This is a genomic window from Nocardioides sp. L-11A (genome assembly GCA_029961745.1).
Classification (GTDB): domain Bacteria; phylum Actinomycetota; class Actinomycetes; order Propionibacteriales; family Nocardioidaceae; genus Nocardioides.
Genome location: CP124680.1, coordinates 383,065 through 407,391, shown reverse-complemented (window position 1 = coordinate 407,391; position 24,327 = coordinate 383,065). Strand labels below are relative to the sequence as shown.

Annotated in this window: 22 protein-coding genes; 2 read left to right on the top strand and 20 right to left on the bottom strand. The window is 73.0% G+C overall.

The genetic code is table 11. The annotated features are described in order from the left end of the window. Positions 1–16: 16 nt before the first annotated feature. A complete protein-coding gene (locus QJ852_01865; protein ID WGX99518.1) occupies positions 17–232 on the top strand; it encodes a KTSC domain-containing protein in 216 nt (71 codons plus the stop codon). A gap of 56 nt (positions 233–288) precedes the next feature. Here QJ852_01865 and QJ852_01860 read toward each other — a convergent pair whose 3' ends face one another. Continuing rightward, complete coding sequence (locus QJ852_01860) at positions 289–810, bottom strand: pyridoxamine 5'-phosphate oxidase family protein (GenBank protein ID WGX97189.1); 522 nt, start codon at positions 808–810, stop codon at positions 289–291. Between the two features lie 55 nt (positions 811–865). On the opposite strand from QJ852_01860, the gene QJ852_01855 reads away from it, so the two are divergent. Beyond that, on the top strand, positions 866–1,450 hold the full coding sequence (locus QJ852_01855) for a TetR/AcrR family transcriptional regulator (GenBank protein ID WGX97188.1): 585 nt from the start codon (positions 866–868) through the stop codon (positions 1,448–1,450). A gap of 3 nt (positions 1,451–1,453) precedes the next feature. On the opposite strand, the gene QJ852_01850 is transcribed toward QJ852_01855, so the two are convergent. The 19 genes from QJ852_01850 to QJ852_01760 all read right to left on the bottom strand — a co-directional run bounded on the left by QJ852_01850 (position 1,454) and on the right by QJ852_01760 (position 24,273). Next, positions 1,454–3,661, bottom strand: a complete 2,208-nt coding sequence (locus QJ852_01850) for a VaFE repeat-containing surface-anchored protein (GenBank protein ID WGX97187.1) — start codon at positions 3,659–3,661, stop codon at positions 1,454–1,456. Between the two features lie 253 nt (positions 3,662–3,914). Then, a complete protein-coding gene (locus QJ852_01845; GenBank protein ID WGX97186.1) occupies positions 3,915–5,126 on the bottom strand; it encodes an MFS transporter in 1,212 nt (403 codons plus the stop codon). A 10-nt stretch (positions 5,127–5,136) separates the two neighbouring features. Beyond that, positions 5,137–6,003 carry an alpha/beta hydrolase gene (locus QJ852_01840; GenBank protein ID WGX97185.1) on the bottom strand — a complete coding sequence of 289 codons (867 nt, stop codon included), beginning with the start codon at positions 6,001–6,003 and terminating at the stop codon, positions 5,137–5,139. Further along, the gene (locus QJ852_01835; protein ID WGX97184.1) at positions 6,000–7,241 is read right to left on the bottom strand and encodes an amidohydrolase family protein; all 1,242 of its coding nucleotides are present in this window, start codon (positions 7,239–7,241) and stop codon (positions 6,000–6,002) included. Before QJ852_01835 ends, QJ852_01840 begins: the two co-directional genes overlap by 4 nt. Continuing rightward, entirely contained in the window at positions 7,238–8,002 is a 765-nt protein-coding gene (locus QJ852_01830; GenBank protein ID WGX97183.1) for an FCD domain-containing protein, read from the bottom strand. The genes QJ852_01835 and QJ852_01830 overlap by 4 nt, the downstream gene beginning before the upstream one ends. 40 nt (positions 8,003–8,042) lie before the next feature. Beyond that, complete coding sequence (locus QJ852_01825) at positions 8,043–9,161, bottom strand: BMP family ABC transporter substrate-binding protein (GenBank protein ID WGX97182.1); 1,119 nt, start codon at positions 9,159–9,161, stop codon at positions 8,043–8,045. Continuing rightward, positions 9,158–10,093, bottom strand: coding sequence for an LLM class flavin-dependent oxidoreductase (locus tag QJ852_01820; GenBank protein WGX97181.1), 936 nt, complete (start codon positions 10,091–10,093; stop codon positions 9,158–9,160). Before QJ852_01820 ends, QJ852_01825 begins: the two co-directional genes overlap by 4 nt. Next, complete coding sequence (locus QJ852_01815; GenBank protein WGX97180.1) at positions 10,090–11,175, bottom strand: ATP-binding cassette domain-containing protein; 1,086 nt, start codon at positions 11,173–11,175, stop codon at positions 10,090–10,092. Before QJ852_01815 ends, QJ852_01820 begins: the two co-directional genes overlap by 4 nt. Further along, a complete protein-coding gene (locus QJ852_01810; protein ID WGX97179.1) occupies positions 11,166–13,178 on the bottom strand; it encodes a dipeptide/oligopeptide/nickel ABC transporter permease/ATP-binding protein in 2,013 nt (670 codons plus the stop codon). Before QJ852_01810 ends, QJ852_01815 begins: the two co-directional genes overlap by 10 nt. Beyond that, positions 13,175–14,119, bottom strand: coding sequence for an ABC transporter permease (locus QJ852_01805; GenBank protein WGX97178.1), 945 nt, complete (start codon positions 14,117–14,119; stop codon positions 13,175–13,177). The genes QJ852_01810 and QJ852_01805 overlap by 4 nt, the downstream gene beginning before the upstream one ends. Positions 14,120–14,122: 3 nt before the next feature. After that, a complete protein-coding gene (locus QJ852_01800) occupies positions 14,123–15,679 on the bottom strand; it encodes an ABC transporter substrate-binding protein (protein ID WGX97177.1) in 1,557 nt (518 codons plus the stop codon). Between the two features lie 96 nt (positions 15,680–15,775). Beyond that, on the bottom strand, positions 15,776–16,693 hold the full coding sequence (locus tag QJ852_01795; protein WGX97176.1) for a tryptophan 2,3-dioxygenase family protein: 918 nt from the start codon (positions 16,691–16,693) through the stop codon (positions 15,776–15,778). After that, on the bottom strand, positions 16,690–18,015 hold the full coding sequence (gene kynU / locus QJ852_01790; protein ID WGX97175.1) for a kynureninase: 1,326 nt from the start codon (positions 18,013–18,015) through the stop codon (positions 16,690–16,692). Before kynU ends, QJ852_01795 begins: the two co-directional genes overlap by 4 nt. Before the next feature lie 150 nt (positions 18,016–18,165). Continuing rightward, a complete protein-coding gene (locus QJ852_01785; protein WGX97174.1) occupies positions 18,166–19,485 on the bottom strand; it encodes a type II toxin-antitoxin system HipA family toxin in 1,320 nt (439 codons plus the stop codon). After that, positions 19,485–19,910 carry a helix-turn-helix domain-containing protein gene (locus tag QJ852_01780; GenBank protein ID WGX97173.1) on the bottom strand — a complete coding sequence of 142 codons (426 nt, stop codon included), beginning with the start codon at positions 19,908–19,910 and terminating at the stop codon, positions 19,485–19,487. The genes QJ852_01785 and QJ852_01780 overlap by 1 nt, the downstream gene beginning before the upstream one ends. A gap of 31 nt (positions 19,911–19,941) precedes the next feature. Continuing rightward, the gene (locus QJ852_01775) at positions 19,942–22,530 is read right to left on the bottom strand and encodes a bifunctional FO biosynthesis protein CofGH (GenBank protein ID WGX97172.1); all 2,589 of its coding nucleotides are present in this window, start codon (positions 22,528–22,530) and stop codon (positions 19,942–19,944) included. Between the two features lie 7 nt (positions 22,531–22,537). Then, positions 22,538–23,242, bottom strand: a complete 705-nt coding sequence (cofC, locus tag QJ852_01770; protein ID WGX97171.1) for a 2-phospho-L-lactate guanylyltransferase — start codon at positions 23,240–23,242, stop codon at positions 22,538–22,540. Then, positions 23,211–23,882, bottom strand: a complete 672-nt coding sequence (gene npdG / locus QJ852_01765; protein ID WGX97170.1) for an NADPH-dependent F420 reductase — start codon at positions 23,880–23,882, stop codon at positions 23,211–23,213. The genes cofC and npdG overlap by 32 nt, the downstream gene beginning before the upstream one ends. Next, the gene (locus QJ852_01760; GenBank protein ID WGX97169.1) at positions 23,875–24,273 is read right to left on the bottom strand and encodes a Rid family detoxifying hydrolase; all 399 of its coding nucleotides are present in this window, start codon (positions 24,271–24,273) and stop codon (positions 23,875–23,877) included. Before QJ852_01760 ends, npdG begins: the two co-directional genes overlap by 8 nt. Between the last annotated feature and the right edge of the window lie 54 nt (positions 24,274–24,327).

Here is a 24,327-nt window from a genome sequence, read left to right as displayed (position 1 = left end):
CGGAGACGTGGAGGAGATGGAGCTGACGCGGATGCGGCGGTCCCGCGCGCTGGAGGCGGTCGGGTACGACGCCGCCACCGCGCGGCTGCGGGTCCGGTTCCGCCACGGCGGCACCTACGACTACCTCGGCGTCGAGCCGGAGGTCGTCGAGGGGCTGCGCGCCTCGGCCCACCCGTGGACCGAGTGGCGCGAGCGGATCCTGGAGCACGAGGTCGAGCGGGTCGAGACCTGAGCCGGGCCGGCGCGGGCCGGCGCGGGCCGGCGCGGGTCAGCGCGGGTCGGCGCGGGTCAGCGGGAGGCCGGGCCGGTCATCGTGCCGAGCCGCACCGGGTGGACGCTCTCGACGGAGAGGTCGCGCACCCGGGGCAGGGTGCCCCACAGCGCCCGCCCTCCGGGGGTGCGCAGCAGGGGGCCCAGCACGCGGTGGAAGCGGGTCACCTCCGCCGGGGTGCTGGCGCGGGCCGGCCCGACGGTGCCGACCAGGAGCACGCCCGGCGGCCGGACGAAGCGCCCGCGCAGGAGCGAGCGGCCCCACATCACGGCACCACTGTCGACGGCGGCGATGGTGACCCGCGGATCGCGGGCGACGTTCTCGGCGAGCCGGCGGTTGAAGACGTCGAAGTAGAAACCGGTCCCGGGCGCGGTGAGCTGGACCGAGCCGATCGGGGTGACGTGGGCCGACCCGTCGGCGTTGGTCGACGCCACGCTGCAGTGCAGCGAGGTGGCCACCGCCCGGCGGACGACCCGGCGGGCGAGCAGCCAGTCGGCGTCGTCGGGAGTGGTCGGGCGAAGGTTCGGCGGGAGGTCCATGGAGCCAATCTAGAGACTAGTCTCTACTAAAATCTAGAGACTAGTCTCTACGACCATGGGTCGATCCGTCCTCCACACCCGCGACGCCCTGCTCGACGCCGCCGCGGAGCTGTTCGCCGCGGGCGGCGCCCGGGCGGTCACGATGAGTGCCGTCGCCCGGACGGCCGGTGCCCCCAGCGGCTCGGTCTACCACCGGTTCCCCGACCGCGGCACGCTGCTCGCGGACCTGTGGCAGCGCACCGCGGACCGGTTCGAGACCGACTACCACGACCGGCTCGGCGCGGCGCCGACGCCGGAGACCGCGGTCGGCGCGGCCGCCTGGATCGTCACGTGGTGCCGGGCCGAGCCGGCACGCGCCGCCGTCCTCCACGCCGGTCCGCGCGCTTTCGATCCCGACACCTGGCCGGCCGCGCGGATCGCCGAGCACGCGGCGGCCCGCGACCGCCGCGACGCCGCGCTGGGCGCCGCGGTCGGCTCGGTCGCGGGCGCGACCGGCGTACCGGCCGACGAGGTCTCCTTCGCCCTGCTCGGGCTCCCGCTGGCCGTGGTCGGTCAGTACCTCCGGGCGCCCGAGCCGGTCCCCGCGGACGCAGCCGACCTCGTGGGTCGGCTGGCCGCGCGGCTGCTGGGTCTGGCCTGACGGTCAGTCCAGCGGGGTCGCCGTGACCACCACGTTCTGGCGGTAGTGGAAGCCACCGCCGGCCGTGGTCACCCGGCCGGCACAGCTGATCAGCACCAGCCGGTGCTCGCCCACGGTCGAGAAGAACCGCTGGGGCAGCCGCTTCGCGCGCGAGAAGCGCTCGACGGAGTCGACCTGGTAGCGAACCGTCCGGTTGCCCTCGCGGACCGTGACCACCTGGCCGGGACGGACCCGGGTCAGCTTCCAGAAGGCGCCGGGGCGGTCGTGCCGGTCCGAGACGTGCCCGGCGATGACCGTGGTGCCGATCAGGTCGCCGGCCGCGGCCGACTTCCGCAGCTGGCCGGTGCGGGCGACCTGGCCCGGGACCTGCACGGCGCCCTTCTTGATCCCGACCATCGTGGTGCGGGCGTTGACGCCCAGGGACGGGATGCTGAGCCGGGTCGCCTTGCGCCGGCCGGCGACGTCGGCGCCCGGGGAGCTGAACCCGGTCGCCACGACGGGCGCACGGTACGACGGCTTGCGCACCAGCGTCGTCTCCGAGGCCAGACCGCACGCGTGCGTGGCCGCCGCATTGCGGCTGTCGGCCGTCGTCGCGGCCACCCAGGTGTAGTAGCCGGTGCGGGCCACCTTCACCGAGGGAGTCCGGATCACGCCGTTCGCCGGGGCGAAGGACACCGTGCCGACCGCGTGTTGGGGCGTGCAGGCCATCTCATCGCGCGTCGCGAACGGCCCGTAGAGCGTGGCGGAGCCGGTCGCGCCGTGCCCGGGGACGAACCCGCTGATGGTGACGGTGTCGAACACCTCGGCGCCGGGCTTGACCGTCGCCTTCGAGGTCTCCGTCGTCAGGGACACCGCAGCCGGGCCGGGTGTGCTGTCGGCGGTCACACTGACCGTCTGAGCCGCGTCGTCGATGTCCTTGTGCTCGGCCAGGACGGTCGCGGACCCGGTCACGGCCAGTTCCTCGAAGGCCACCAGCTGCTGCCCGGCGTACCCGGCCGGGACGGTGAAGTGGACGTCGATGCTGCCCTGTGCCGCAGTCGGGGTGAAGGTGACCGAGCCGGTGATGCCGGTCGCGGAGCCGTCGGACTTGCGGACCAGCTCACCGGTGATCGTGTACGACGTGCCCGGCGTCAGGTTCTGGTAGGCGACCGCGTCGATCACCGTGCCACCCGCGGCCGGCAGCACCCGGTCGCCGTCGGCGGCGTCGACCAGGCTGGTGCCGATCGACGGCGCCACCCAGGCGACGGCGGCGGAGTCGGTGACGGTGGCCGTGCTCGGCGCGATCAGGATCATGGACTGCGCGTGATCGCCGGGCGTCGCGGTGCCTCCCGGCTGCTTGGGCACCGAGATGATGCTGCCGTTGGCGCCCGAGCCGGTCGCGGTCACCGTGACGGTGGCCGAGCCGGCGCTCAGCGTGCCGCGCAGGTCGAGGTAGAGCTGCTGGCCGTCGACCACGGCGGCGGTGTCGACCGGCGTCCCGCTCGCGTCGGTCACGGTCAACGCGGGCGCGACCGAGACCTGGGCGGTCGGCTGGCTGGTGCTCACGGTGAACGGGCCGACCAGCGAGTCGGCCTGCTGCACGGCCGCGGGACCAGCGATCTCCGCGGTGGCGCGAAGGTCTGCCGGGGTCAGGCCGCCGCTGGCGTTCGCCCCGTTGACGAGATACCAGTAGGCGTCCTGCGAGTCCTGCGTCTCCCAGACCCAGGGGGCGTCGAAGGTGAGGTCGGTGTAGCGCCAGATCGCGTACTGGGTCGCCTCGATCGCGTCGTCGGCGGAGATGCCCGGCACGCCGGCGGCAGCACCGAAGTCCGCCAGGCTCAGCGCCGGGTAGCTGTGGGCGAGCACCCACAGGACCTTGCCCTGGATGGCCGGGTCGGTGAAGTGGTTGTTGCCGAGGAAGTCCGCGGCCTCGCCCAGCCCGCCCGTGATGTGCGACCCGGCCGAGATGTCGTGCTCGATGCAGTAGGCCCAGTAGTCCGGCGTGCCCAGGTTGCCGGGATCGGCCGGCGGCTCGGCGTACACGCCGTGGATCGCCGTACCCGAGTAGCCCTGCATGCTCGGCCCGACATAGACCTGGTCACCCGGTCCGGGCTCCGCGGTCGCTGCCGGCACCGGCACCGCCAGGGCCCCTGCCACCAGGGCACCGGCCACCGCGGCGACCGCGGCCGGCCATGTCCGGCGCGTCCGCTGCTTCTGTGTCGTCGTTCTCACTGATCAGTCCCCTTCTCCACGTCATCGCGCCCCGCGCGCTCACCGGCGGACCTGCCGTCCAGCGCGAGCACGATGCACGATCCGAGCGAGGCTCCGCATGCGGCCTCAGCGGGGAGGGTGACCAGATGTCCCCCGTCGTGGGGACATCCGACGGGCGATCCGGGTGAACCCCCCTCGTACCCGGCATCTCGGTCGTGGATCGGCTCGGATCACGACCGAGATGCCGGGTACGGCGGTCAGATCCCGGGGCAGGTCACGCCGGGTCGTCGACGTACCGGTCGGCCCCGGCCAGCACGCCGACCCCGGCCAGCAGCGCCGACGCGAGGATCAGCGCCGCCAGGGGGGCGCCCCACCCGCCGGTCCGGTCGTGGAGGACGCCGATCAGCAGCGGCCCCAGCGCCGCCAGGGCGTAGCCCATCGACTGCGCCATGCCGGACAGGGCGGCGGCTCCGGCGGGCCGTCGGGCGCGGAGGGCGAAGAGGGTCAGCGCGAGCCCGACCGCGCCGCCGCAGCCCAGCCCGAGCAGCACGGTCCACCCCACCACTCCCGACCCCGGAGCGAGCGCCAGGCCGGCGATGCCGGTCCCGATGACCGCCGCGCAGAGGGCGGCCAGGAGCCGTTGGGACCGCGCGCGGACGGCCAACAGCGGGAGGACGAGGGCGCCGGCGACGCCGCTGGCACTCAGCACACCCGTCATCACGCCGGCCGCCGTCTCGTCCAGGCCGGCATCGTGCAGCACCTCGGGCAGCCAGGCCGTCAGCGTGTAGAACACCGCCGACTGCAGGCCGAAGTAGGCCGCGACCGCCCACGCGGTCGGCGACCGCCAGACCCGCACCGTCGCCGACGGTACGTCGACGGGGGTCACCTGCGGACGCGAGCCCGCCCGCCGCTGGATGGCCAGCCACAGCCCGCCGGCGAGCACGGCCGGGATCCCCCACAGCCCGAGGGCGCCACGCCAGTCGAGCCCCAACGCGTGCCCGAGCGGCACCGCGGCCCCGGCGGCACCGGCCGCCCCGAGGCTGAGGGTCACGGAGTACAGCGCCATGGCGGCGCCGAGGTGGTCGGCGAGGTCGCGCTTGATGACCACCGGGACCAGGACGTTGGCCGCCGCGATGCCGATCCCGATCACTGCGGAGCCCAGGTACAGGGCGGGGATCGAGGGCACCAGTCGGACGGCGCAGCCGGCCAGCAGCACGAGCACCGAGGCGACCAGTGCCCGCTCCAGGCCGATCCGGCGCGCCAGCCCGGGGGCGAGGGGCGACAGCACGGCGAAGAACAGCAGCGGCAGCGTGGTCAGCATGCTCGTCGCGGCGGCGGTGAGTCCGGTGTCGGCGCGCAGCTGCCCGGTCAGCGGCCCGACGGCCACCAGTGCGGGACGCAGGTTGAAGGCGAGCACCGCCACGCCGACGACCAGCAGCAGCGCGCGCGGCCCCCATCGGCTCCCCCGGCGCGTGGCGGGGGTCACGGGGCGGAGCTCAACCATGCAGCAGCCCGCGGACCGTCCGCCCCAGCGCGGTCGCGGGAGCGGCCAGGTCGAGAGGCAGGTCGAAGTGGTTGCACCGCGGCGCGTCCGGGATGACATCGACCCGGTTGCCGAACGCCTGCCAGGCCGCGGCGAACGCCCGGCTCTGGCGCTTGAACTCCGCCGTCTCGTGCTCGGCCCAGGTGACGACCAGCGCAACGTCGGACGCGTGGACGCGGGACAGCGGGCTGAGCTCCCACGCGGTCGGCTCGTCGAGGCCGAGTGGGTCGTTGACGTAGGTGCCGACCAGCGGGCGCAGGTCGTAGACGCCGCTGAGCAGCGACGCGGTCCGGATCTCGGCGCCGGGTCCGAGCGCCGCGGGGTCGTCGAGGGCCAGCAGCGCCGCCAGGTGGGCGCCCGCCGAGCTGCCCGCGAGGTGGATCCGCGCCGGGTCGATGCCCAGCTCCGCGGCGTGCCCGATCAACCAGGAGAGTGCTGCGCGGCACTCCGCCACGATCTGCGCCAGGGAGGCCGCCGGAGCGAGGGTGTACTCGACCGCGACGTACGCCGCACCCGCGGCCAGGACGTCCGGTGCCGCACCGCAGGCGCGCTCCTTGGACTCGGCCTGCCAGTAGCCGCCGTGCACGAAGACGAGGACCGGCACCGGCGTAATGCCACCGGGATGGAACAGGTCGAGTCGCTGACGCGCGCCCGGACCGTAGGCATGCTCGGTGTGCGGGTGTCGGCTCCGGGCGGCATCGCTGGCCGCGGCGTAGACGTCGAGCTCGGCGTCGATGGAGGCGACCATCGAGCTCGGCGAGTACTCCCGCGCCAGGTCGGCCGGCGACAGGGCCCGCCATGCCTCGTCGGTCGGTGTCACCACGCCACCTCGGCGGTCTGCGTGGTGCGCGCGACGACCCGCCCGCGGCGCAGCACGATCCGGTCCGCCGAGCGTTCGGCGACGACCTCGCGCACCGAGCCCGCCCGTACGGCGACCAGGTCGGCGAGCGCGCCCACGGTGACTCCGGCCGCGGGCAGGCCGAGGACCGCTCGGGCCCCGTCTCCGACCATGGTCACCGCCTGGTCGGGTGGGACGTGGCCGGCGAGCACCAGCAACTGCGCGCTGTCCAACGGATCGCCGCTGCCCAGCGGGTTGAACGGGTCCTGGACGTTGTCGCCGCCGCCGGCGACGCGCACGCCCCCGGCCAGCAGCGCACGGACGGCGGTGAGCCCCCGTGGCGGCGCACTCGGCCGGTCCCGGGCCTGGAGGTAGAGGTTGGTCGCCGGGCACGCGATCACATCGACGCCCGCCTCCGCCAGCACCCGGGCGACGTCGTGCTGCTCGGCCTCCGTGCGCATCGCGAGACTGGACAGGTGGCTCGCCGCGACCGGGTGCGCGAACCCGGCGCGCTTGAGCCGGGCGAGCTCCACGACGTCGAGCGAGGGACGCAGGTGCTCGTCCATGTGCAGGTCGACACCCCGGCCGAACCGGTCGGCCACGTCCAGCGCGACGCTCATCGCCGCCGCCGGATCGGGCTCGCCGTGCGGCGTACCCCCGACCAGGTCCGCGCCGCGCTCCAGCGCCTCCTCGAGACGGCGGCGGGCCGCCGCGGCGGCGTCGGGGTCGCCGGACAGCGGGTAGGACATCACGACGATCTGGACGTCGACCAGGTCGCGCAGCTCGGCGCGGACCGCCACCAGCGCATCGACGCCGCGCAGCTCGACGCCGGGACCGACGTCCACGTGGGTGCGGATCGCGGTGGTGCCGCGCCGCAGCGCGTCCAGGGCGGCGGACCGGGCCCGCCGGGCGATGTCCTCGACCGACAGGGTCGAGCGGTGGGCGCGCCAGGCCGCCACGGCTCCGGACAGGTCGCCGGCCGGGTTGGCGACGTCGTCGACCGTCCCGGCCTTGTCGAGGTGCGCGTGCGGCTCGGCGAAGGCGCCGAGCAGCAGCCGTCCGTCGAGGTCGATGTGGTCGACCCCGTCGACCCCGTCGACCCCGTCGAGCGTCCCGGCGGCCTCGGTCGCCACCACGCGCCCGTCCTCGACGAGAACGTCGGCGAGGGAGTCGGTCGGCCGACCGCCGGCCAGCCGGGCCCGGCTCAGCAGGACCCTCACAGCGCGAGCCGCAGCCCGGTCGGCGGGCCGGCCGGACCCCACAGGTCCGCCCAGGACACACCGCGCCGCGCGGCCACGACGTCCTCCAGCTGGCGGAAGTGCTCGTCCATCACGACGCCGAGCGCCTCGGCGTCGCGGTCGCGCATCACCTCGGCCTGCCGGCGGTGCACCACGAGGGTGGTGCGGTCGTCCTTGCCGGCGGGCGGGTACGTCGCCCGCACCGGCGCCAGCAACCGGTTGATCGCGTGGGTGGCGTCGACGAGCTGCCGGCTCTGGCTGGCGCGGGCGACCGCGCGGTGGAACTTGGCGTGCGCCCGCGCGCCGAGCACCGGGTCGTCGACGTGCTCGACCATCAGCGCCACGGAGCGGTCGATCTCGGCGAGGTCCTGGTCGGTCGCGACCTGCAGCGCGTGCAGTGTGACGGCCCCCTCGATCACCCGGCGGGCGGTCAGCGCCTCCACGATCTGCTCCTCGTGCAGCACGTCGCTGGAGATCACGAAGACCGGGGCCAGCTCCGAGATGAGGTAGACCCCGGCGCCGCCGCCGCGGCGGACCGCCAGCATCCCGCTCTCCTGGAGGGCGGCCAGGGCCTGGCGCACGGTCGGCTTCGAGACGTCGAGCGCCTCGGCGAGCTCGGCCACCCCCGGCAGCCGGGAGCCGACGGAGACCCGGGAGCGCTCGATGTAGTCGATCACGCTCTCGACCGCGAGCTCGAAGGCCCGCGCCGAACGCACCGACTCGGGACCGGGGGTGGCTGCCATGGCCAGAAGATTAGTGCCGTACCCCGACGGCACGGGCAGGTCAGAGAGCACGGGTCTCCGCGGCCACCGCGAGCCACTCCTGCTCGGGATCGACGGTCCCGACGAAGCCCTCGACCAGCCAGGCCGCCTGCACCGAGGTGAGGTACGCCGCGTCGGCCGGCAGGTCGGGCTCGGGAGCCGGGCCGTCGTACACGTCGGCGAGGGTCTGGCCGGCGGGGACCCGGACCCGGCCGGTGTGGTCCTTGATCGGTCCGCGCCAGATGTCGAGGGTGCCCGCCCGCAGCCGCTCCGCGGCGTCCAGCGCTCGCGCCGCCACCTCCGCGGGCACCACCGACGACGGCGGCGAGTTGCGTACGACGCCGTCGCGCGCCCGCAGGTAGACGTGCCGGGCGCGCCACCGCCCGTCGAGCACAGCCTGCGCCTCGGCGATGTAGAACGGGGCCCAGTCGACGTAGGCGACGTCGAGGACCGACGGCTGGTCGATCGAGCGGGGGTCACGGCCCATCGACCACAGACCCAGCTCCGAGGCCAGCGCCGTGATGGTCGGCATCTCGACCAGCGTGCCGCCGAAGGTGTCGACGCCGAGGTCGACCAGGTCCAGCACCGCCGCACGCTCCCGCTCGACCTGGTCGTCCGCGAAGTAGCTGCCCACCCAGCGGTCGTGGATGACGGCGTCGGGGTTGGCGGCGCGCACGCCGAGCGCCCAGGCATTGGCGATCTGCAGGTCCGTCGGGCCGGGGGCGCCGCCGATGCAGCCGAGCTGACCGGAGCGGCTCATCCCGCCGCAGAGCAGGCCGGAGACGTAGGCGTGCTCGTCGCGCGCGTCGCGGAAGGTGCCGAAGTTCGGGGCCAGGTCCACGCCCTGGTTGTGCATGTACCGGGTCGCGGGGTACTCGGCGGCGACCGGCAGCACCTCGAGCCCGCCGCGGCTGTCGCAGGCGAAGACCAGGTCGAAGCCGCGCTCGCCGAAGTCGCGGGCCGCGGCGACGAATCCCTCGCCCCGGCCGGCGCCGACCACGACCTCGGTGTCCACCCGGTCGCCGAGAGCGGCCTCCAGGGCCGCGCGGCCGAGCTCGTGGCCGCGCAGCCAGCCGTTCGACGACTCCGCGTGGGTCGCGCGGTGGATCCAGCCGACCCGGATCTTCTTCGTGGTGCTCACAGTGCCTCCATGCTGATCAGTTCGGGGATCCGCGCCGTACCGTCCTCGGTGAACAGCGCGGAGGATGAGATCTCGACGACGTCGAGACCGGCGGACGTCCGCAGGTGCGCGAGCCGGGCCGCCACCTGGTCCGGCGGCGCCACCAGGGCGAAGCGCCGGACGACGTCGTCGGGGACGAGCCGGGCTGCCTCGTCGAGGGTGCCGCCGCCGAAGAGCACGGCGCTGACCCGCTCGATCAGGTCCAGGGGCACGCCCGCGGCCTCGCGGTACTCCGGGCGCATGTTGCCCAGCTCCAGGGCGACCCGGGCCCGGCCGCCGTCGGCGACCTCCTCGCCGCCGCCGTACGGGATGCTCAGCGAGATCCGCAGCGGGCGCTCGGCCGTGCGCCGCAGGCCGGCGACGATCTCGGGCAGCAGGCCGTGCGGGATGCCGGACAGGACGACGCCGTCGGCGACCCGGGCCGCGAGCTCCATGGTCTGCGGGCCCTTGGTGGCGATCCACGTCGTCGCGCCGGGACAGATCCGGCGGGTCAGCTCGATCGCCTCGCGGATCGCGGTGAGCGGGCGCTCGGCGGTCGCGCCCTGGCTGGCCAGGATCCGGTCGCCACCCCGGGCGAAGCAGACGAACGCCCGGCCTCCGCTGAGCTCGTGCAGGGTGCGCACGGCGTTCGCGGTGACGGCCGGCCGCCGCGTGTAGGGGTTGGTCACCAGCCCGAGCCGGATCCGCTCGGTGATGCAGGCGAGCGCACCCAGCAGCGGCCACTGGTCGTCGCCGTCCATGCCGATGTCGGCCAGGTGGAAGCTCTCCAGCCCGGCCCGGTCGGCGGCGCGGGCCCGGGCCAGCGCGACCTCGCCGGGGGCGTCGGCGAGCATCACGCCCGTCAGCGCCGATCCGGCTCCGGTCGGTACGGCGGTCGCGGCCGAGGTGGTCATGACGAGGTTCCCTTCGTGGTGGTCAGCACCGGCACGGTGGCGCCGGAGGGGACGAGATGGCAGGCGGCCGCGCCGCCGTCGGGAACGGGGACCAGCGGCGGGGTCACGGTCCGGCAGATGTCGATCGCGACCGGGCAGCGGGCCCGGAAGGCGCAGCCCGGGTCGGCCGTCGCGGCCGGATCGTCCGCGGCACCGTCGGTCCCGGTGACCGCGCTGTCCGCCGCGGCCGCCTCCGCCGCACGCCGCGCGGCCCGCCGGGCCCGCTGGCGTCGCGCGTCGGCGACCGGGGTGGCGTCGAGCAGCATCCGGGTGTAGGGATGCGCCGGCTGGCCGAAGACCCGCTCGGTGGGGCCCTCCTCGACGATCCGGCCGCGGTAGAGCACGACCAGCCGGTCGCTGATGTGCGCCACCACGTCCAGGTCGTGACCGATGAACAGGTAGGAGACCCCGAGCTCGGCCTGGATGTCGGCGAACAGGTTGATCACCTGCGCCTGCGTGGACACGTCGAGGGCCGCGACCGGCTCGTCGCACACGATCAGCCGGGCCCGGCTGGCCAGGGCCCGGGCGATGGCGATCCGCTGCTGCTGCCCGCCCGAGAACTCGTCGGGGTAGCGGTGCGCGTCGCTCCCGCCGAGGCCGACCAGCTCCAGGAGCTCGGCGACCTTGCGATCGCGCTCCGCGCCGCGCAGGCCCTGGTGCAGCCGCACCGGCTCGCCGATCGCGTCGCCGACCGTGCGGACCGGGTTGAGCGACCCGCCGGGGTCCTGGAAGACCGCCTGGATCTGGCTGCGGAGCTCGCGCGGCAGCCGCCCGCCGGCGGCGTACGCGTGGCCGTCGAAGCTGACCCGACCCCGGGTGGGGGCGGTGAGCCCGAGCAGGATCCGGCCGATGGTCGACTTGCCCGAGCCGGACTCGCCGACCATGCCGACGGTCTCGCCCGCGCCGATGGTGAAGCTGACGTCCTGGACCGCGCGCACCGACCAGGCGGGGCGGATCAGCGGGATGCCGCTGGTGCTGAACTCGACGGCGAGGTCGCGGACGTCGACGAGCGGCACGGCGGCCGCGGGGGTGTTCAGTTCCACGGTGCCTCCTGGGAGATCACGCAGCGTGCCGCGTGCTCGGCGGTGACGAGGGCGAGGTCGACCGGGCCCTGCGCGCAGGCGTCGTGGGCGTGCGCGCACCGGGGCTGGAAGCGGCAGCCCGCGGGCCACCGGCCCGGCAGCGGCACCGCGCCCGGGATCGTCGTCAGCCGCTCGACGGCGAGCCGGGTGGGCCGGGCCCCGAGCAGACCGTGCGTGTACGGGTGCAGTGGGCGGTCGAAGAGATCCTCGACCGGCGCCTGCTCGACCACCTGGCCGGCGTACGCGACGACCGTCCGGTCGCAGGCGTCCGCCACGACCCCGAGGTCGTGGGTCACCAGCAGGACCGCCAGGTCCAGCTCGTCGCGCAGGTCGAGGAGCAGGTCGAGGACCTGCTCGCGGACCCGTACGTCGAGCGCGGTGACCGGCTCGTCCGCGATCAGCAGCTTCGGGCGACCCGCGACGGCCATCGCGATCATGGCGCGCTGGGCCATGCCGCCCGACAGCATGTGGGGGTACTGGCCCGCTCGCCGGGCCGGATCGGTCACGCCGACCTGGTCGAGCAGCGCGATCGCCTGCTCCCGCGCGGCTCTGGCGCTCGTGCCCGCCAACCGCAGGGGCTCGGCGACCTGGTCCCCGATGGTCATCGTCGGGTTCAGACTGGCGAGCGGATTCTGGAAGACCATGGCGATCTCGCTGCCACGGATCCCCTGCCACTCCCGCTCGGGCAGGCCGACCAGCTCGCGTTCGCCGAGCCGGATCGAGCCGCCGGTCACCAGGCGCTGGTCGTCGAGCAGGCCCATCAGGGCCAGCGCGATGGTCGACTTCCCGCAGCCCGACTCTCCGACCAGGCCGACGACCTCGCCGGGCCGGATCGCGAAGGACACGTCGGAGACCAGGGTCGGTCCGTCGGTCCCCACGCCGACGGTGAGCCGGTCGACGTGCAACAGCGCGTCTCCGTCGCCGGGCGGTGGCGTGACCACGCCGGCGGGGAGGGCGGGCGTGGCGACGACGGCCGCTCGGCGGGTACGGCGCGGCCGGGCTCGCTCGCGGCCCGGCTGGATCGCCGACAGCAGGCCGTCGCCGACCAGGTTGAGGGCGAGGACGGTCACCGCGATCGCGACTCCGGGCCAGACGATGAGCAGCGAGGTGGCCGCGTGGATGCTGGTCGCCGCCGTCGCGAGCAGGGTTCCCCAGCTGGCCTGCGGCGGCTGGACACCGAGGCCGATGAAGCTCAACGACGCCTCGACCGTCACCACGACACCGGCCTGGGTGACCACCTGGACCACGATCGGGCCGAGCGCGTTGGGCAGGACGTGGCGCACGATGATCGTCGGGGTGGAGAGCCCGATCACCTGCGCTGCCTCGACATAGGTCGCCGAGCGCACGGCGAGCACCGCATTGCGGGTGACCCGGACGAAGCCGGTGGCGAAGACGACGCCGAGGGCGGCCATCGAGGTCACCAGACCGGTGCCGAAGATGGCGATGACCAGCATCACCAGCACCAGCGCGGGCAGCGCGAAGAGCAGGTCGGTCAGCCGCATCACGATCCGGTCGACCCAGCCGCCGAGGAAGCCGGCGGCCAGCCCGATCGGGATGCCGAGGGCGGACGCGATGGCGATCGCCTCGCCGATCGCCAGCAGCGAGGTCCGGGTGGCGTCGATCATCCGGCTCAGCTCGTCGCGACCGAGCTCGTCGGTGCCCAGCCAGTGCTGCCCGCTCGGGCCGGCGTACGCGTTGACCAGGTCCTGCTGGGTCGGGTCGTGCGGTGCCAGCCAGGGTGCCAGCACCCCGACGACCACGATCGCCAGCAGGAAGAGGGACGCGATCATCGCGGTCCGGTCGGCCCGGTAGCGGCGCCAGACCCGGCCCCGCGACGCGGCCACGGCGACCGCGGAGGGCACCCGGCCCCAGCCGGGGCGTCCGGCTCCCGGGCCGGTGGGCGACGCGCCGGTGGTCGCGGTGGTGGAGCCGGTGGTGGAGCCCGTCGTGCCGGTCGTGCTCATGCCGTCCTCGCCTTCGGGTTCAGCCACATCAGGACGAGGTCGACGACGAGGTTGATCGCGACGACCAGGACGACGAGGACCACGGCCAGGCCGAGCAGCACGGGCGTGTCGCCCTGCATGATGGCGTGGGCCATGGCGCCGCCGATGCCCGGCAGCGAGAAGACCTGCTCCACGATCAGCGACGTGCCGAGCATGATCGTGACCCAGAAGCCGAGCTGGGTGACCATCGGGCCGGCGGCGTTGCGCAGCGCATGTCGGCGCACGATCGCGCCGGCCGGGACGCCCTTGGCCCGCGCGGTGCGGACGTAGGCGCTGCCCATCACCTCCACCAGGGAGCTGCGCATCTGCCGGGCCAGGACGGCCGCCGGGGTGACGCCCAGCGCCACCGCCGGGAGCACGATCCGGGCCAGCCACTGCGTCGGGCTCTCGGCGAAGGACACATAGCCCGTCGCCGGGAACACCGGGATGCGCAGGGCGAACAGGCCGACCAGCAGGAGTCCCAGCCAGAAGGACGGGAACGCGACGCCGATCGCCGACAGGCCGGTGACCAGCCGGTCGAGCAGGCCGCCGGGCCTCAGTCCGGCCGCGATCCCCGCGGGCACGCCGATCAGCACTGCCGCCACCGTGCCCGCGATCGTCAGTGACAGGGTCACCGGCAGACGGGCCGCCAGCATCTCGCCGACCGGTGTGCCGTTGGCCAGCGAGCGACCGAGGTCACCGCGTACGGCGTCGGTCAGCCAGGCGACGTACTGTCCGAGCACGGGCTGGTCCAGGCCGAGGTCGCGCCGGAGCTGCTCGACCTGATCCGCCGTGGCCTGGGGGCCGGCGAACGTCGTCGCCACGTCCCCCGGCACCAGGGCGACCAGGAAGAAGACCAGCGCGGACAGGGCCAGGACCACGAGGGGCAGCGCGGCGAGCCGCGCGAGGATCGCTGAGCGCATGACCTACTTGCCGCCCACCGTGACGCCGTAGAACGGCGGGCCCATGAAGGCGCCGGCCCACGGCACGAGTCCGTGCACGTCGTCGTTGAACGCGACGCCGGTCGGGCTCCAGTAGACCGGGATGACGTAGCCGTCCTCGGCGAGCGTCGCCATCATGTCGCCGAAGAGCTCGGCCGACCGCTCCGGGTCGTCGACGGCGGCGTTCGCGGCCTCGTCGGCCAGCTTGTTCGCCTCGCCCAGCTCGTGGCCGCCCGGGTTCATGAAGCCGCCCTCGGGGTCGAGCGAGCCGGCCAGCGAGGCCGCGTCCGGCACGAAGACGGGGGTGTACGCCAGCGGGTAGGTGCCCGAGAACATCTCGCGGGTCACGTTCTGCGGCGGCGGCTGGGTGACCGACGCGTCGAAGCCGACGGCGTTGAGCATGCCGGCGACCGCCTCGGTCTCACTCTTGTTGAGCGGACCGGGGTTGGCGGGCAGCACCAGCTTGGGCTTGCCGACGCCGGCCTCGGCGAGCAGCGCCTTGGCCTTCTCCGGGTCGTACTCGTAGGCGAAGGCCGGGGCGTCGACGTTGCCGACGCTGCCGGGCGCGAAGAGCTGGGTCGACGGCGTCGACATGTCCTTGCGGGCCGGCGTACCGGTCAGCGCCTCGCGGTCGAGTGCGTAGCCCACGGCCTGGCGGACCCGCTGGTCCGCGAACGGTCCGGTCGGGTCGACGACCAGGATGCCCTTGGCGTCGCCGCCCTCGGCGACCGTGGTGTCGAAGCCGGCCTGCTCGTAGCTGTCGCGCTCCTCGGCGTCGCCGATCATGGAGGCGTCGACCTGCCCGGTGCGCATCGCGGCGACCCGCTGCTGGCTGGAGTCGATGACGACCAGCTCGATCCGGTCGAGCGTCTGGGCCTCAGGGTCCCAGTAGTCCGGGTTCTTCGTGTAGACCCAGGTGGAGCCGGCGACGGTCGCCTTCTCGTCGAGGACGTAGGCACCCGCGCCGACCGGCAGCCGACCGAGGTCCGGCGAGTCGAAGGCGGCGGGGCTGACCATCATGCCGGCGCCGGTGGTCAGCGCGAACGGCAGCGACGGCGCGGGGCCGTCGGTCGTCACCAGCAGGGTCTGCGGGTCGATCACCTCGGTGCCGGTGACCTGGTCGAGGGTGGCCGCGCAGCCGCCGCCCGCGGCCCGGCAGCGCTCGATGTTGCCCGCCGCCGCGGCAGCGTCGAAGGCCTCGCCGTCGCTGAACGTCACGCCCTCGCGCAGGGTGAGGAGCAGCCCGTCCTGCTGGAGCTTCCACTCGGTGGCCAGCCCCGGGGCGAGCGAGCCGTCGGCGTTGGTGCGGATCAGCGCGTCGTACACGGGGAACAGGAAGTTCAGCCCGGACGTGCCGGAGTTGCGCTTCACGGGATCGAAGGTGTCCGGCACGGTGAAGGTCGCGAAGCGGAGGACGCCGTCGTCCGACGTCGTGGATCCGGAGCTCGAACCGCCCCCGCAGGCAGCGGTCGACAGCGCGGCGACGGCGACGGCGACGCCGACAGCGACGATGCTCCGCGAGGTTGCTCGGATTCTGGGCATGGGTGACTCACTCTCTTCAGACGGATGGAACCGGTGAGGTGGAACGCTTCCGAGAAGGGCGCTGCGGGAAGGGGTGACGGGGCGGTCAGCGCCGGCTCAGAGCCGGGTCCGGACCGCCCACAGCTCGGGGAAGAACTCGTGCCGCACGATGGAGCGCAGCCAGCCGACGCCATCGGTGCCGCCGGTCCCCGGCTTGGAGCCGAGGATCCGCTCGACGCCGATGAGGTGCCGGTAGCGCCACTGCTTGTAGCGGTCGGCGACGTCCATCAGGTGCTCGCCGAGGACGTAGAGGTCGTTGTCGGGGCGCGGGTCGCGGTAGACCTCCAGCCAGGCGTCCTCGACCGAGTCGTCGGGCACGTAGCGCTCGCTCCAGTCGCGGTCCAGGGCCCGGGCATCGATGGCCAGGCCGCGGCGCGCGAGCAGCGCGATCACGTCGTCGTACAGGCTCGGCGCCTCGCAGGCCTCCTTCAGCCCGGGGTAGACCGAGGTGACGCCCTGGTGCGGGCGCAGCAGTGAGGTGACCTTGTTGCCGAGGATGAACTCCAGGTGGCGGTACATATAGGACTGGAAGCCCGAGGCGCGGCCGAGGTGGTCGCGGAAGGCGTTGAACTCGTTGGGCGTCAGCGTCGCGAGCACGTTCCAGGCCGACGTGAGCTGGTCCTGGATCGGCGCCACCCGCCGGAACCCGTCGAAGGCGCCGGGCAGGTCGTCGGCGCGCACGAGTCGCTGGATCTCGACCAGCTCGTGGTGCATGAGCTTGAAGAGCAGCTCCTTGACCTGGCCCATGATGTAGAAGGCCATCTCGTCGTGGGTGCCGCTGCGCGGGTGCTGCAGGTTCAGCAGGACGTCGATGCTCTCGTAGTCGACGTACGGCGTGCTCCGGCCCTCGAAGTCGAGCAGCGGCTGACCGCCGGTCGAGGCGGCCATCGCGGCGCGCTCGTCCGCGTCGACGACCTCGATGTCGCGGCCCTCGGGCACGTGGACGGGGCAGACGCCCTGGTCGGCGGTGCTCATCGGATCTCCTCGTCGAGAGCGGCTTCGAGAGCCTGGCCGAGCCGCCACACGTCGTGGTGGCTGCTGTAGAGCGGGGGGCAGGCGACGCGGACGACGTCGGGCGGGCGCGAGTCGCACACGACGTCGTATTCGACGAGCCGGTCGACGAGCGCGGCCGAGTCGACACCGCGGATCCGGACCGAGAGCTGGTTGCCGCGCCGTGCGGGGTCGCTCGGCGTGAGGATCTCCAGCGGCCGCGTCTCGGCCAGGCGCAGCAGGGTCTGCTCGAGGTGCGCCACCAGGCGGACCGACCGCTCGCGCAGGGCGGGCATCCCGACCTCGTCGAAGAGCTCGAGGGAGCGCACGACCGGAGCGAGGGCCAGCACCGGCGGATTGGAGATCTGCCACACCGCCGCGCCGACCGCGGGGTCGAGGTCGACCGGCATCCGGAACCGGGTGCCGGCGTCGTTGCTCCACCAGCCGTGGAAGCGGTCGAGGTCGTCGCGCCCGTGGTGCCGGGCGTGCACGAAGGCGCCGGCGACCGCGCCGGGGCCTGCGTTGAGGTACTTGTAGGTGCACCAGGCGGCGAAGTCGACGTCCCAGTCGTGCAGCTCGAGGAGGGCGTTGCCCGCCGCGTGGGCGAGGTCCCAGCCCACGACCGCGCCGGCCGCGTGACCGGCGGCGGTGATCGTGGGGATGTCCAGCAGCTCACCGGTCAGGTAGTTGACCCCGCCGAGCATGAGCAGCGCGACCTTGTCGCCCTCGCGGGCCAGGTGGTCGAGGACCTGGTCGGTCCGCAGCCGGACCACCGCGACGTCCGGGTCGAACCCGTGGTGCGCGGCCTGGCTGCGCACGGCGTACAGGTCCGAGGGGAAGGCGGTGTCCTCGATGAGGATCTGGAAGCGCTCCTCCGTCGGCCGGTAGAAGCTGATCATCAGCAGGTGCAGGTTGACCGTCAGCGAGTTCATCGCGACGACCTCGGCGGGCTCGGCACCGACCAGCCGCCCGAAGGAGGCTCGCGCCAGGTCGCCGTACTCGACCCAGGGACGGCGGGCGACCTCGTGGCCGCGCACGGCGTACCGGGCCCAGTCCTCCAGCTCCTCCTGGAGGATCTGCGCCACGGCGCGCGGCTGCAGGCCCAGGGAGTTGCCCGCGAAGTAGGCGACCTCGCCGCTCGGGTGGTGCAGTGCCGGCGGGATCAGGAAGGCATCACGGCGGTGCGTGCCGGCATCGGCCCGATCGAGCGCGAGCGCGGCCTCCTCGGTCACCTCTCCCTCGGCGGCCGTCGCGGCATCGGCCGGTGCCCCGCCGAGTCCGTCCACACCCTCTGCTGTTGACCTCACGCAAGTTCCTTCTCTCTCGGTGCCGCCGGCTCCGTGGATCCGCTCGGATCCGGAGCGTGGCCGCCGTCACACTTGAGAGTAAACTCATTTGTTCTTCAAGGTCAACTGTTTTGTTTTTCGAACCGAGATCCGCCCGTGCTGCGATGTGCTCTAGTCGATCAGGTAGCGCGGATCGCGGCCCAGGTCGGGCCGCCAGGTGCCCTCAATGTGCTCGACGATGCGCTCGACCATGCGGTGAGCGTCGTCGCGAACCTCGGCGGGAAGCGATGACGCTGCGCGCTCGAACGCGGCCGGCAGCTCGCCGCGAAGCTCCTCGACCCACCCGGTCGCCCGGGCTGTCGGGACACCCACCTGCCGGGCGGCTCGCTTCCAGTCATCGCTGCCGATGTCGAGGAGCTTCCAGTGCTCACCGACTTTCATCGGCGACCTCAACCGCTCGTACTGGTCGTAGCAGGCAGCCGAGGCTACGTCGTACAGGGGCGCGATCTGCGCTCGCGCCCCCATGAGCACGAGTGAGTAGTTCTTCGCATGGGCGTCGGTGCCGGCGATGAGGACGTTGAATGCCAGCCCTTTGAAGAACCTCTCGGCCGAGATGGTTCGGTCGCCGATCGGCAACCGCTGGAGCAGTTCGCCGATGTCGGCGACGCCGGGGCCGCCATCGGACTGGTACTTGAGGCTCGGATGGATCGCCAGCGCCTGGCAGAGGTCTTCCTGGTGAACGCGAACCCAACGACGGGAGCCGTCCGGGGCGGCCTCCTCGGCGCGGTCGTAGCGGTAGGAGACGATGGCCTGAACGTCGGCGATCTCAACGAGATCCACCTCGGCCGCCAAGAGCCCCGCCTCCTCCGCAGCCCGGAGACACAGGGCCTCGTTGACGTGATGGCGCTCGAACTCGCGCAGCGACGGCTTCACAATGCAGTTGGTGGGCGTCGAGTCGCGCGGGATGCCCCACGCACCGGTGGTCGGGTCGCGGAAGAGAGCCATCTTCGGTTGGGCGCCGGCCAGGCTCCAGCGGCCGCCGAAACGGCCAGGGTCCCAGTCCGCGCCGTGCTCGGCGAGATCGCGCGCCATCGACGCGAAGTCATCGGCGCCAAGCCATTCGATGTCACCGGTGCGCGTGGCAGCGTCGGACGAATCTGCGTCAGGAGGCAGGATCTGCACGGCCCCGGCGGCATCTCGGCCGACGTGAGCGAGAAGCGCGAAGGGGTTGGTGGCGGAGACACCGTATTGACGCGCCCACCGCTCGCGCGCGGGCGGCGAGTCGGGCAGCAGTCCGTCGAGGTAGGCGCGCACCGGCTTGTTGCCGTGCCTGGCCTTGGCCAGGGGCATGGACAACGACAGAGGAGTCGCGTCACCGGCCCGTCGATACTCCTCGTCGTAGACGAACGAGAGCTGTCCGTGCGGGGACTGCTCGACGTGACCGATCATCGCGCCATCCAGGAAGACGTGCAGTCGCCGGGGCCCTGCCATCAGCGTCTCCTCTTCGAGAACAGCGCCTCGAACGGATCCTCTCCCGTCGTCCCGGGCACGGCCTTGGCCACCTTCTCAGCTGTGGTTCCAGCCTTCTCGGGGATCGACTCGCCGTCCCCGACCGGACGCGGGGCGGCTCGTGCGCCCGCAGCGTCGGATACGACGTGGAGCACGAGGCCGAGGACCGCAAGTGCATCGAGCACCCGCTGAGCCTCCAGCCGAGGGTGCCCCGCCTCGAGTCGCACGACCCATTCGCGACTGACCCCGATCCTGTCGGCGAGCTCAGCCTGAGTGAGAGCCTGGCGGTGTCGCTCCGCGCGCACGAGCGCACCGAGATCGCGGACGGTGTGAGCATGCACAGCGATCCTCCAACCAACGGACGTGATCGTTCGCCGACATCGCCCAGTGTAGGCGTTCGCCGACATCTACGGAAGTGAGCGAACGCCGACATCGCCGTCAGCTGGTCTGACGGAGGGGTGGTGGGGTGTAGAGGGTGGTGCGTTCGTGGACGGGTCGGTTGATCCCGGCGCCGATCTCGACGAGCTCGGTCACGGTTTTGGCGGAGCCGTGTTCGGAGCCGGCCATGCGGGAGATGGTCTCTTCCATGAGGGTCCCGCCGAGGTCGTTGGCGCCGGCTTGGAGCATGGCTCGGGTGCCTTCGATGCCGAGTTTGACCCAGGAGGTCTGGATGTTGGAGATCCGGCCGTGGAGCAGGATCCGCGCCATCGCGTGCACGGCGAGGTTGTCGCGCAGGGTCGGTCCGGGTCGGGCGAGGCCGGCGAGGTAGATCGGTGCGGAGGTGTGGACGAACGGCAGGGGTACGAACTCGGTGAACCCACTGCTGCCGTTGGCGACCGCGGTGTCTTGGATGCCCTTCAAGACATTGAGATGGGTGACCCAATGGCGGGGGTTGTCGACGTGGCCGTACATCATCGTGGACGTGGTGGGGAGTCCGATGCGGTGGGCGGTCGTGACGATGTCGATCCAGGTCGAGGTGGGCAGCTTGCCCTTGGTCAGGACCCAGCGGACCTCGTCGTCGAGGATCTCCGCGGCCGTACCTGGCAGGGAGCCGAGCCCTGATTCACGGGCTTTGATGAGGAAGTCCTCGATACTCAGGCCGGTGCGGGCGGTCCCGTTGACGACCTCCATCGGTGAGAACGCGTGGACATGCATGCCGGGCACGCGTTGTTTGACCGCGGCGGCGATGTCGAAGTAGGCGGTGGCGGGGAGTTCGGGGTCGATCCCGCCCTGCATGCACACCTCGGTCGCGCCGAGGTCCCAGGCCTCCTGGGCCCGATCAGCGACCTCGGTGTAGGACAGGGAGTAGGCGTCGGCGTCGGTGCGGCGTTGCGCGAACGCACAGAACCGGCACCCGACGTAGCAGACGTTGGTGAAGTTGATGTTCCGGTTCACCACATACGTCACCACCTCCCCCACGACCTCCTTGCGCAGCTCGTCGGCCAACCCGATGACCTGACGGAGCAGGTCCCCCTCCGCGGTCATCAGGGTGAGCGCATGCTCGTCGGACAGGTTCCCGGGATCGGCCTCCGCGGCCCGCAGCGCGTCACCACCCTCGGCGTGCAACACCGCCGGAGCACCATCGCTCAGCCCGTCGAGCCGGCTGGTGATCGCGGCGGCCTCGCCGACGGTGGCCCAGTCGCCGTACACCGAGGCGAAATCGGAGCGCCGATCCTCGCTCCGGCCTTCGGTGTCCACTGCTTCGTGCAGATCGGTCCGGCCGCGTCCGTGGTCGGCGTCGAACCCGCCGTCGGGCTCCTGCCACGCCAGCCCGACCGGGCGGACCTCGGGGACCGCCAGCCCGTCCGGGCCCGCGAGCGCGGCGACGTGGGCGTGCAGCCGCGGGTCGATCCACGCCTCACCCCGACCCAACGCACCGGTGACGTACTCCGGATGCACCGTCAGGCGGGCCTTGAGGTCGAACCCGCACTGCTCGGTGATCGACCGGAGCCGCTCCAGCGAGGGCCACGGCCGTTCGGGGTTCACATGATCCGGCGTCAGCGGCGACACCCCACCCCAGTCATCAACCCCGGCCTCCAGCAACGCACGGCATTCGTTCAGGTCGACCAGGTTCGGGGGTGCCTGGATCCGCGCCTTGGGCCCGAGCACGATCCGGGTCACCGCGATCGCCGCCCGATACTCGCTCAGGTCCAGATCATCGACATGACGCATCGCGGTGTCGGGCTTCGCGCGGAAGTTCTGCACGATCACCTCTTGGACCGCCCCGTAGGCGCGGGAGACCCTCCTGAGCGCGAAGATCGTCTCGGCCCGCTCGGCCAGGCTCTCCCCGATCCCGACCAACAGACCCGTCGTGAACGGGATCCCCAACCGGCCCGCGTCCTCCAGGGTCCGCAACCGCACCACCGGGTCCTTGTCCGGCGACCCGTAGTGCGCCAGACCCTTCGTCTCGTACAACCGGGACGAGGTGGTCTCCAGCATCATCCCCATCGACGGCGACACCGCCTTGAGCCGATTCAACTCCTCCCACGACATCACACCCGGGTTCAGGTGCGGCAGCAGACCGGTCTCTTCGAGGACCCGGATCGCCATCGCCCGCACATACGCGATCGTGGAGTCATAGCCCTGCTCGTCCAACCACGCCCGCGCCTGCGGCCACCGGTCCTCGGGCCGGTCACCCAGGGTGAACAACGCCTCCAGGCAACCGAGCTCGGCACCCTGGCGGGCGATCGCGAGGATCTCGTCCGGCGACAGGTACGGCGCCCGCCCCTCCCGGACCCCCTGGGTCGGAGTCTCCACGAACGTGCAGTAATGACACCGATCTCGACACAACCGGGTGATCGGGATGAACACCTTCGGCGAGAACGTCACCGCACCAGGACGGCCAGCAGCGACCAGACCCGCATCACGCACCCGACCCGCCGCAACACACAACCGATCCAGATCACCACCGACCGCGGCCAACAACACCGCCGCCTCCGCGGGATCGAGGGCGGCACCACGCTCCGCCCGGGCCAACGCACGACGAACCTGCTGGGGAGTGGGCGTCTCGGGGGTCTCCGTGCTCACGGGTGACTCACCTTCCTGTCGTGCCTGTCGATGCTCCGACGACACTGTCGTCACGGAGCAGGTCCGGCGCGGTGCTGCTGAGCACCGCGGCCGTGTGGGGGCCTACGCCGAGGCGGACCGCCTGGCGCAGGGACTGCATGTCGTCGACGTCGCAGCGCAGCCCGGCGAGGTCGTCGCCGAGCGGCTCCATGCCGGCCGCGCGGTGCCGGGCGGCCGAGCCGCTGCCGAACCGCGGCTCGATCCGATGGTCGGGGGCGGTCAGCAGGGTGGTGCCGGTGCCGTCGAGGTCCGCGACCCGGCGCGGGATGCCCCGCCGCCGAGCGCGGGCGAGGGCCTCGTCGAGGTCGGCCACCGACATCGCGGGCAGGTCCGACACCAGCACCGCCGTCGGTCGTCCGGGCGCCAGGCGGCCGAGGGCCCAGGCGATGTCGCCGTTCAGGTCCCCCGGCGCCGGCGGTACGACGACCCGGGCGCCGAGATCGGCGACCCGGGCGGCGACGTACGCGTCCCGGGTGCCGACCACGACCTCACCAACGGCGGCACAGCGCAGCACCGTCGCGATCGTGTCGAGGACGAAGCCCAGGGCAAGCTCCCGCCGCGCCTCCTCCGTTACGTCGAGTCGGGACTTGGCCCGGTCGAGCTCCTTGACCGGGACCAGGACCTGGACCTCGACCTGGACCTCAGGGCAGCCCGATGATCCGTAGGCCCGCATGGGTCCGGTTCCGGATATTGATGCCGATCAGCAGCGGGGTCAGGCACTCGACGAGGCGGCTGGCCTCCAGCTTCCCGGCGTCGACGACCCGCAGGCCGTCGATGGCTCCGATGATCTCGCGCACGACCTCCTTGGCCGCCTTGGTGTCACCGCAGATCAGCGTGTCCTGGTCGAGCGGGCTCCCGAGGTCCTCGAGGACGACGGCGCTGAGGGTGTGCAGGCCGGAGACCACGTCGACGCCCGCGGGCGCGGCGGCAGCCGCCTGCTGGCCCGCCGAGCCCGCCCAGACACCGACCACCTGGGTCGGACGGCCGCCGATGGCCGGCGCGAGAGGAACCGTGGCGTCGAGCAGGACCTTGCCGGGCACCAGCTCGGCGGCGACCGACGCGATGGTGGCGATCTGGCTGGCAAGGGGGACGGAGAGCACGACCAGCCGGTCGGCGCGTCGTACCGCCTCCTCGTTGGCCACGCCGTACACCGTCGCCGAGGGCAGCTGCTGGGTCAGGCGCTCGGCGGCGGCCTCGGCCCGCGTGGCGTCGCGCGATCCGAGGGCGACCGCGAACCCCGCGTCGGCCAGGCGCACGGCGAGCCCGTAGCCCAGCGCGCCGGTCCCACCGAGGACGGCGACGACCTCACTCATCGCCGGCGCCGATCGCGACGATGGCGTCGATCTCGACCCGCGCGTCCTTGGGCAGCGCGGCCACGCCCACCGTCGTCCGGGCCGGCACGTTGCCGGGGAACCCGGCGGCATAGGCCTCGTTGATCTCCGCGAAGCCGTCGAGCCGCGTGGTGTAGATCGTCATCCGCAGTGCGCGGTCCAGGCTGGTCCCGGCGCTCGCGCACACGGCCTCGAGGTTGGCGAGCGAACGCCGGGTCTCGGCCGCGAGGTCCGCGTTGTCGAGCTCGCCCGTGGCGGGGTCGAGGGGAAGCGACCCCGAGCAGTAGAGGACGTCGCCGTGGCGGACGGCGTGGACGTAGGGACCGACAGCGGCCGGAGCGGCGTCGCTGACGGTGGGCTGGGGAGTCGGCATGGGGGTCGGCTTCCTCGGTCGTGGGGATGGGTCGGGGACTCGGTCGGGTGTGAC